This is a genomic window from Phenylobacterium sp. (assembly GCF_044371015.1).
GTDB lineage: Bacteria > Pseudomonadota > Alphaproteobacteria > Caulobacterales > Caulobacteraceae > Phenylobacterium.
In genome coordinates, this window is record NZ_JBILUK010000129.1 from 1 (window position 1) to 8,700 (window position 8,700).

Genomic DNA, 8,700 nt, shown 5'->3' on the forward strand with positions numbered 1-8,700 from the left:
CGGCCGGATGTCGAGCAGCGGTTCGACCCAGGCGTCGTGGCCAAGGGCCCGCACCCGCGCCGCCGTCGCCTCCGCCCCCGGCTGGGCCCGGGTGATCCAGACACGGCGGCGGCGGTTGGCCATGTCGGGCCCCCCTAAAGCACGATCGCGTCGCCGGCCTCGGCCTTAAGCGCGGCGCCCAGCGCCAGCCCCAGGTCGCGCGCGGCGGCGGACGAATCGGAGAGGCTTGAGATCTCGCTCGCGGCCTCATGGCGGAAACGGCGGGTCCCGTCCGGCGACAGGGCCTCGACGATCAGTCGAAGTTCGCCGGCCTCCAGCCAGGCATGCGCCCCGATCGGCGTCCGGCACGAGCCTTCCAGCGCCATGAGCGCGCCGCGCTCGGCGGCGACGCAGACGGTCGTAGCGCCACAGATCAGGGCCTGCACCCACGGCGCATCGCGATCGGCCTCGCGGGTCTCGATGGCCAAGGCGCCCTGTCCCGGCGCCGGCGGCGCCTCATGCGGATCGATCAGCCCCTGGGGCAGATGCCCCAGACCCAGACGCTTCAGCCCGGCATAGGCCAACAGGATCGCATCCGCCTCGCCCGCCTCAAGTTTGGCGAGGCGCGTATCCACATTGCCGCGCAGCAACTGAACATCGAGATCCGGCCGCCGGTACAGGGATTGCGCCTGCCGCCGAAGACTGGCGGTGCCCAGCCTCGCACCTTGGGGCAAGTCCTCAAGCCGCGTCGCCTTCGGGCTCAGGAACGCGTCGCGCGGATCCTCGCGCGGCGGAATCGCGGCGATGCAGAGGCCTGGCGGCAACTCCGACGGCATGTCCTTCATGGAATGAATCGCGCAGTCGATCCGCCCGTCGAGCAGGGCTTCTTCAATCTCCTGAGTGAACAGGCCCTTGCCGCCGATCTCCAGCAGCCGACGGTCCTGAACCCGGTCGCCCGTGGTGGTGATCACCATCAGCGGCGCCAGCCGCTCGACCTCGACGGCGTCGGTCGGATCCCCGCCCAGGGCGCGCGCAATCTCGCGCTGCATGTGGCCCGCCTGGGCAAGGCTGAGCTTGGAGCCTCGGGCGCCGATCCGGACAGGCGGTTGCGTGGGCACGGTGGGCGGTCTACCTCGGCGGGGAAAGCGAAGGCCTGCTACAGGAGCGGGCCGGTCCCGGCAACCGGATGCCCGCCGTCCACACTGTACTCGGCCTTGAGACAAGTTGCGATGAGACCGCGGCCGCCGTCGTGCGCCTGGCGGAAGGCGACGCCGTTTCGGTGTTGAGCTCCATCGTCGGCAGCCAGGTCGCTCGCCACGCGCCGTTCGGCGGCGTCGTGCCCGAAATCGCGGCGCGCGCGCACGTGGAGTCCATTGACGCGATCGCCGCAGCCGCCCTGTCGGAGGCCGGTCTCGGCTACGGCGACCTCACCGGCGTCGCGGCCACCGCCGGGCCGGGCCTGGTGGGCGGGGTGATGGTCGGCCTCTCGTTCGGCAAGGCGGTGGCGCTGGCGCGCGGCCTGCCGCTGGTGGCGGTCAACCACCTGGAGGGGCACGCGGTGTCGGCCCGGTTGGCGGCCGATATCGCCTATCCGTTCCTCTTGCTGCTGGTCTCCGGCGGCCATTGTCAGCTCCTGACCGTGGAGGGCGTGGGCCGATGTCGGCGACTTGGCTCCACCATCGACGATGCGGCCGGCGAGGCCTTCGACAAGATCGCCAAATCCCTCGGCCTGCCCTATCCCGGCGGTCCGGCGCTCGAGGCCCTGGCGGTCAACGGCGAGGCCGGCGCCTTCCCGCTGCCGCGCATGCTGCTGGGCCGCAAGGATTGCGACTTCTCGTTCTCAGGCCTCAAGACCGCCGCCGCGCGGGTGGCCGAAGGCCTGACCAGCGAGGGCGAGCGCCGGAACCTCGCCGCCGCGGTGCAGGCGGCCATCGCCGACCAGCTCTGCGAACGCACCGCCCGGGCCATGGGCCTGCATGCCCGAGACGCCGGCGCCCAGGGCCTGCGTTTCGTGGTGGCCGGCGGCGTGGCGGCCAACCGACACGTCCGCGCGCGGCTGGAAGCGACGGCCGACGCCCACGGCTACGGCTTCTTCGCCCCGCCGCTCGCCTACTGCACCGACAACGCCGCCATGATCGCCCTCGCCGGCGCCGAACGACTGGCCGCCGGGCTCTCCGATCCGCTTGACGCGCCGGCCCGCCCGCGCTGGCCGCTGGACGCTTTCGCAGCGGCGGCCCAGCCCACCCACAAGGCCGGCCGCAAGGGGGCCAAGGCATGAGCGGCGCCTACCGGCATGCGGGCGTGGTCGGCGCCGGAGCCTGGGGCACGGCGCTGGCCCAGGTCTGCGCCCGAGCGGGCCTCGCCGTCACCCTCTGGGCCCGAGAGGCCGAGGTCGCCGCAGCCATTACCGAAGCCCGCGAGAACACGATCTTTCTGCCCGGCGTGGCGCTCGACCCGGCGGTGCGGGCGACGACCGACATGGCCGGTCTGGCCGCCTGCGACCTGATTCTGGCCGTCCCCCCCGCCCAGCACATGCGCAGCACGCTGGCGGCCCTCGCGCCGCACCTCAACGCCTCGCGCCCGGTGATTCTCTGCTCCAAGGGCGTCGAACAGGGCTCACTCAAGCTGATGACCGACGTGTTGGCCGAGACCCTGCCGGCCCAGCGCCCGGCCGTGCTGTCGGGGCCCAGCTTCGCGGGCGAGGTGGCGCGCGGCCTGCCCACGGCGGTGACTCTTGCGGCCAGCGATCTGGCGCTCGCCGAAGCCCTGGCCGAGGCCCTGGCGACCCCGAACTTCCGCCCCTACTTCGCGGGCGACATGATCGGGGCCGAGGCCGGCGGGGCGGTCAAGAACGTCCTGGCCATCGCCTGCGGCGTCGTCGAAGGTCGCGGCCTCGGTCGCTCGGCCCACGCCGCCCTGATCACCAGAGGCTTCTCTGAACTTACGCGCCTGGCCGTCGCGCTGGGCGGTGAGGCGGAGACCGTGGCCGGGCTCTGCGGCCTGGGCGACCTGGTGCTCACCTGCTCCAGCCCTCAGTCGCGCAACATGAGCGTCGGTCTGGCGCTCGGCCGCGGCGCCAGCCTCTCCGAGGCGCTGGCCGGAAAGCTCTCGGTGGCCGAGGGCGTCGCCTCGGCGCCGGCTGTGCGCGATCTCGCCCGACGCCTGGGCGTCGAGACCCCGATCTGCGAGGCTGTCGCCGCCATCCTGGCCGGCGAGGTCCAGATCGACAACGCCATCCGGGGCCTATTGTCCCGACCCATCCGCGAGGAAACCTGAATGACGCTCTATGTCCTCTTCTGCGTTGATAAGCCCGGCGCGCTCAGCGTGCGCATGGGGGCCCGCGAGGCTCATCTCGCCTATGTCCGGGGGTTCGGCGACAAGCTGCGCCTCGGTGGACCGATGCTGGACGACAACGGCGACATGGCCGGCTCGCTGGTCATCATGGAGGCCGAAAGCCGCGCCGAGGCGGAAGCCTTCAACGCCGCGGATCCCTACACGCTGGCGGGCCTGTGGGAGCGTGTGGATATCAAGGTCTTGCGAGCGACGCTTGGTACGCTCTGAGCCTGGAAATCCGGCTCGACCAGCCGCAGGACTGCGCCTGTGCGCGCTGACCGAGATCGCCGATCCCGGCGCCCGGAGTTTCCGCTTCCGGGACGGCGACCGTCTGTTCGCGGGCTTCGTGGTGCGTGACGGCGATCAGGTCGCGGGCTTCGTCGACTCCTGCCCCCACGCCGGCTGGCCCCTGGCGCCGATCGAGGACCGTTACCTCACGCGCGACCACCGCCACATCCTCTGCGCCGGCCACGGGGCCTTGTTCGACCGTTCCGGACTTTGCGTTGCAGGGCCCTGCCAGGGCGATCGCCTTGCGGCTTGGGCGGTTCGGGTCGAGGGCGACAGCATTGTCACGGCCTAGCCGCCGGTTGACGCGGTCCCCGATGCGGATGACCTAGACCCTCGTGAGCTCGGCTGAACCCAAACCTCCCGCCCGCACAGGCGGCCTGATCCGTTCGTCGGCGATCTTCGCGGGCCTGACGCTGGTCAGCCGCCTGATGGGGCTGGTGCGCGACCTCGTGGTCACCGCAAGATTGGGGGCCAGCCAGACCATCGCGGCCGACGCCTACTATACGGCGCTGGCCTTCCCGAACCTGTTCCGCCGCATCTTCGCCGAGGGTGCGTTCGCCGCCGCCTTCGTGCCGCTTTACTCCCGGCGGCTGGCGGGCGAGGGGGAGCAGGACGCCGACCGGTTCGCCGCCGACGCCTTGGCCAGCGTGGCGGCCGCCACGGTTGCCGTGATGCTGGTCGCTCAGCTTGCCATGCCGTGGCTGATGTACCTGATCAATCCGGGCTACGCCGATGACCCGGAGAAGTTCCGGCTGGCCTGGATGCTGACCCAGCTGACCATGCCCTACCTGCCTTGCATGGCGATCGCGGCGCTGTTCTCCGGGGTGCTCAACGCGCGCGGCCGGTTCATCGTCTCGGCCGGATATCCGACGATCCTAAACCTGGTGATGCTGGCGATGGTGTTGCCCCAGTCCGACCCGGTGCAGGCCGCCTGGTGGGCCAGTGCTGGCGTGGTGATCGCCGGTATCGGCCAGGCCGGCATCTGCTGGTGGGGTGCCCGCGCTTCCGGCGCGCGAATACGGCTCGTGCGGCCTCGCCTCACCTCGGAGATGAAGGATCTGATCCGTCTCGCCGTGCCGGCCGCGATCGCCAACAGCGCCACCCAGATCAACATCTTCATCTCCGGCATCCTGGCCTCGCAGGTCGCCGGCATGCGGGTGTGGATGAGCGTCGCCGACCGACTCTACCAGCTGCCCATGAGCCTGGTCGGCGTGGCGATCGGGATTGCGCTGCTGCCCCGGCTGTCCCAGGCCCTGCAGCGGGAGGATCACGCCGAGGCGCAAGGGGCGATGGACCAGGGGGTGGTCTTCGCGCTGGCCCTGTCGCTCCCGGCGGCGGCGGCGCTGATGGCGCTTCCGGTCTTCCTGATCGATGGCCTCTTCACGCGCGGCGCCTTCACCGGCCTGGACGCCCGGGCCACCGGGGCGTTGCTGTTCCACTACGGCTGGGGCGTGCCGGCCTTCGTGTTGCTGCGCATCCTGCAGCCCGCGTTCTTCGCACGGCAGGACACCAGGACGCCGATGCGGTTCTCGCTGATCTCTGTGGGTGTGAACATCGCGCTCGGCGTGGCGCTGTTCCACCTGATCGGCTTCAAGGGCGTGGCCATCGCCACCAGCATCGCTGCCTGGATCAGCGTGATCCAGATGTGGATGTCACTCACCCGCAGCGGCGTCTGGCGGCCGACCGCCGCCGTCGTCGGCCGGCTCGTGCGGGTCACCATCGCCAGCGTGGCGCTGGGCGCCTTCCTGTTCGCCGCGAACCTCTTCAGGCCCGAACTGGAGGCCATAATCGGCGGCGTCATGCGGGTTGGCGTCAAGGAACTCTCGATCGTGCTGGTCTGCACGGCGGGCATGGGTCTTTACCCGCTGTTGCTGTTCGCCTCGGGCGGCGTGACCATAGCCGAGGCCAAGGGCATGCTTCGCCGGCGGCGGGGCGATCCGCCGCCGATGGAATTGCCCTGAGCGCCAGGAGTGAGTAATGGGCGGTGATGGCTCTGACTGGACTCCTCGACTGGCGATGGCGCTGATCCGCTAACCCGCTCCATCCGGGCTTGCACCCACCTGTCCGTTACCTTCAGAAGCCTTGCATCATGACTGACCAGACCCCAGCCCCCTTCGCGGGCCCCGAACGCGTGTTGTCGGGCGTCCAACCCACCGGCGATCTGCATCTCGGCAACTATCTCGGCGCCCTGGTGAAGTTCGCGCGCCTGCAGCACGAGATCGAGACCTTGATCTTCGTCGCCGACCTGCACGCCATCACGGAATGGCAGGATCCTTCGAAGTTGAAGAATCAAGTGCGCGAGATCGCCGCCGCCTATCTGGCGACCGGCCTCGATCCCAATGTGGCGACCATCTTCGCCCAGTCGGCTGTCCCCGAGCACGCCGAGCTCGCCTGGGTGTTCAACTGCGTGGCCCGCCTCGGCTGGCTCGACCGCATGACCCAGTTCAAGGACAAGGCCGGCAAGCACAAGGAGCGATCGAGCGTCGGGCTCTACACCTATCCCGTGCTGCAGGCGGCCGACATCCTGATCTACAAGGCCACCAAGGTGCCGGTGGGCGAGGACCAGCGGCAGCATCTCGAACTGACCCGCGACATCGCCCAGAAGTTCAACAACGACTTCGACGCGCCGGGTTTCTTCCCCCTGCCAGAGGCCCTCACCCAGGGCCCGGGCGCGCGGGTGATGAGCCTGCGCGACGGCTCGGCGAAGATGAGCAAGTCCGACCCCTCGGACCAGTCGCGCATCAACCTGACGGACGACGCCGACGCCATCGCCGCAAAGGTCCGCAAGGCCCGCACCGATCCAGAGCCGCTCCCCGAAACCCTTGAGGAGTTGGCGAGCCGGCCCGAGGCGAAGAACCTGGTGACGATCTACGCCGCATTGGCCGGCCGTACCGAGGCCGAGGTGCTGACCGAGTTCGCCGGCCAGGGCTTCGGCGCCTTCAAGCCCCGTCTCGCCGATCTGGCGGTGTCGGTGATGGGGCCGATCGGGGCGGAGATGCGGCGGCTGCTGGCCGACCCGGCGCAGATCGACTGCATCCTGGCCGACGGCGCCGCGCGCGCCCGCGCCCTGGCCGCGCCCACCCTCGCCGAGGTCAAGCGCCGCGTGGGGTTCTGGGCCGGCTGATCAGCCGCCGGCGTCCTCCAGCGCGGGGCCCGTATAGCGGGCGCGGGGGCGGATCAGGGTGTCGGCCTGTCCCTGCTCGATGGCGTGGGCGATCCAGCCGGCGCAGCGCGCGACGGCGAAGAGCGCGAACGGCGCCTCACGGCCCAGCTTCAGACGTTTGCAGGCGGCGAGCAGGGCGAAGTCGATCGTGGGCTTGAGCCCCGTCTCGCCGGCCACGGCCTCCAGCAGCCGCGCATAGCTGGCGGTCGGCTCGAACCGTTCCAGCAACGCCGCCGCGCGGGGATCGCCGTCCGGATAGAGTTGGTGGCCAAAGCCCGGAAGGGCGCGATCGTGCGCCAGCCGCGCCGTGATGGCCTCTCGCGCGCCCCGTTCTGAGGCCTCGTTGGCGAAGTCGCGCACCGCCTCCACCGCCCCGCCGTGACGCGGGCCCGACAAGGTCGCCAATCCCGCGAGCGCCGAGGCCGCCAGCGATGCGCCCGTCGAGGCGGCTACCCGAGCCGCGAAGGCCGAGGCGTTCAACTCATGATCCGCCACCAGCACCAGCATCCGCCGGATCAGGTCCGCGCCCGGCCCGCCCGGTCCCTGACCCCACGCGAAGGCCAGCCGGTTGTGTATGGCCCCGCCGCCGACCGAACCCGCCACCGCGTCGGTCAGCACATCCAGCAGGGTGGCGGCCTCAACCGCCAGCGCCAGTGGCGCGCGGCCCCGGGCTGGTGGATCGACGGCGGCGCGGCCCGCCAGCGCGGCATAGGCGCGAGCCCGTATGCTGGGTCCTTCCGGCGGCTTGGGACGGTCGGTGCGCTTGAGCGCCGCGCCATGCCCGCCGCGCAACAGTCGCGCCACCGCTTCCAGGGTCTGATCTTCAGCCAGCCGGATCGCGTCACGGCCCCGGTAGTAAAGCCGCCCGCCCGAGACCGTCGTGATCTCCGAGGCCAGGACCGGCTCGCCCCAGCTCATCGCGCCGACCGCCACCTCCGAGAGCTTGCGGCTGCGGGATTTGCGTGCGGTCAGCGCGGCGACGTCTTCCGCGCGATAGAGGCTGCGACGCGGATCGTTTGGGTCCGGACGCACGCTCACCCGCCCACGACTCACATAGGCGTAGAGCGTCTGGCTTCGCACACCCAGGCGCGCGCAGGCGTCGTCAGCGGGGATCCAGTCTGCGAGCTTCATATATTGATCATATTGATCAAGATTGACGCGATCAACACTCAAGCATCTTTAATCAGCCATCAAACAAGGATGGAGATGAGAGATGACAACCGCATTCGATGGTCTGGAAGGCGTGGTGGCGGCTGAAACCGTCCTCAGCGAGGTGGACGGCGCGGCCGGCCGCCTGATCGTGCGCGGGCGCTCGCTTGATGAACTGGCGGGACACGCCACATTCGAGGACGTGGTGGCGTTGCTGTTCGGTGGCTTCTACCCGGACCTGCCAGGCGACGTGGCCGGCGCCCTGGGCCGGGCTCGCCTCGAGGTCTTCGCCGAGGTCCAGGCGATGGACAGCGGCCTCCTCGATCTCACGCCGGTCGAGGCCATGCGGGCGCTCACCGCCCGCCTGGCCGACGGCGACGACACGGCGGTCGCGTTCCGCCTCCTGGCCGCGCCGGCGGTGTTCACCGCCGCGGTGGTCCGCGCCCAGGCGGGCGAGGCCCCGGTGGCCCCGGATCCGGCCCTGCGCCATGCCGCAGATATCCTGCGCATGCTGCGCGGCGCGGCGGCCAGCGCCGCCGAGGCTGATGCCCTGGACACCTATCTGGTCACGGTCGCCGACCATGGGCTCAACGCCTCGACCTTCGCCGCGCGCGTCGTAGCCTCAACCCGGGCTGGCCTGGGCTCGGCTGTGCTGGCCGGGATCAGCGCGTTGAAAGGGCCGCTGCATGGCGGCGCGCCCGGGCCGATCATCGAGATGCTGGACGAGATCGGCGCGCCGGATAACGCCCGCGCCTGGATCGAAACGGCGCTGGATCGCGGCGACCGGC

At 70.8% G+C, this 8,700-nt stretch carries 9 protein-coding genes; 7 read left to right on the forward strand and 2 right to left on the reverse strand.

All coding sequences use genetic code 11. The annotated features are described in order from the left end of the window. Positions 1–134 precede the first annotated feature (134 nt). Positions 135–1,097: a hydroxymethylbilane synthase gene (hemC, locus tag ACIQ3R_RS11520; RefSeq protein WP_397418595.1), complete on the reverse strand. Its 963-nt coding sequence runs from the start codon at positions 1,095–1,097 to the stop codon at positions 135–137. Positions 1,098–1,165: 68 nt separating this feature from the next. Here hemC and tsaD point away from each other — a divergent pair, with 68 nt between their 5' ends. From tsaD to trpS, 6 genes are all read left to right on the forward strand, one after another. Continuing rightward, positions 1,166–2,257: a tRNA (adenosine(37)-N6)-threonylcarbamoyltransferase complex transferase subunit TsaD gene (gene tsaD / locus ACIQ3R_RS11525; protein WP_397418597.1), complete on the forward strand. Its 1,092-nt coding sequence runs from the start codon at positions 1,166–1,168 to the stop codon at positions 2,255–2,257. Beyond that, entirely contained in the window at positions 2,254–3,255 is a 1,002-nt protein-coding gene (locus tag ACIQ3R_RS11530; RefSeq protein WP_397418599.1) for an NAD(P)H-dependent glycerol-3-phosphate dehydrogenase, read from the forward strand. Before tsaD ends, ACIQ3R_RS11530 begins: the two co-directional genes overlap by 4 nt. Beyond that, positions 3,256–3,540, forward strand: coding sequence for a YciI family protein (locus tag ACIQ3R_RS11535; RefSeq protein WP_397418601.1), 285 nt, complete (start codon positions 3,256–3,258; stop codon positions 3,538–3,540). It begins immediately after the preceding gene. Beyond that, the gene (locus ACIQ3R_RS11540) at positions 3,527–3,892 is read left to right on the forward strand and encodes a Rieske (2Fe-2S) protein (protein WP_397418603.1); all 366 of its coding nucleotides are present in this window, start codon (positions 3,527–3,529) and stop codon (positions 3,890–3,892) included. Before ACIQ3R_RS11535 ends, ACIQ3R_RS11540 begins: the two co-directional genes overlap by 14 nt. 43 nt (positions 3,893–3,935) lie before the next feature. Continuing rightward, positions 3,936–5,561 carry a murein biosynthesis integral membrane protein MurJ gene (gene murJ / locus ACIQ3R_RS11545; protein WP_397418605.1) on the forward strand — a complete coding sequence of 542 codons (1,626 nt, stop codon included), beginning with the start codon at positions 3,936–3,938 and terminating at the stop codon, positions 5,559–5,561. A gap of 128 nt (positions 5,562–5,689) precedes the next feature. After that, positions 5,690–6,724: a tryptophan--tRNA ligase gene (gene trpS / locus ACIQ3R_RS11550; protein WP_397418607.1), complete on the forward strand. Its 1,035-nt coding sequence runs from the start codon at positions 5,690–5,692 to the stop codon at positions 6,722–6,724. Here the strand turns inward: trpS and ACIQ3R_RS11555 are convergent, their stop codons facing one another. Beyond that, positions 6,725–7,894: a citrate synthase gene (locus ACIQ3R_RS11555; protein ID WP_397418609.1), complete on the reverse strand. Its 1,170-nt coding sequence runs from the start codon at positions 7,892–7,894 to the stop codon at positions 6,725–6,727. A gap of 82 nt (positions 7,895–7,976) precedes the next feature. Between ACIQ3R_RS11555 and ACIQ3R_RS11560 the strand changes: the two genes are divergently transcribed. Beyond that, positions 7,977–8,700, forward strand: a 724-nt coding sequence (locus ACIQ3R_RS11560) for a citrate/2-methylcitrate synthase (protein ID WP_397418611.1), incomplete at its 3' end; no start/stop codon positions are given.

Excerpts from the sequence above, each read along its gene's own strand:
- tsaD (WP_397418597.1), top strand. The coding sequence starts at position 1,166 with ATGCCCGCCGTCCACACTGTACTCGGCCTTGAGACAAGTTGCGATGAG.
- ACIQ3R_RS11530 (WP_397418599.1), top strand. The coding sequence starts at position 2,254 with ATGAGCGGCGCCTACCGGCATGCGGGCGTGGTCGGCGCCGGAGCCTGG.
- ACIQ3R_RS11535 (WP_397418601.1), top strand. The coding sequence starts at position 3,256 with ATGACGCTCTATGTCCTCTTCTGCGTTGATAAGCCCGGCGCGCTCAGC.
- trpS (WP_397418607.1), top strand. The coding sequence starts at position 5,690 with ATGACTGACCAGACCCCAGCCCCCTTCGCGGGCCCCGAACGCGTGTTG.
- ACIQ3R_RS11555 (WP_397418609.1), bottom strand. The coding sequence starts at position 7,894 with ATGAAGCTCGCAGACTGGATCCCCGCTGACGACGCCTGCGCGCGCCTG.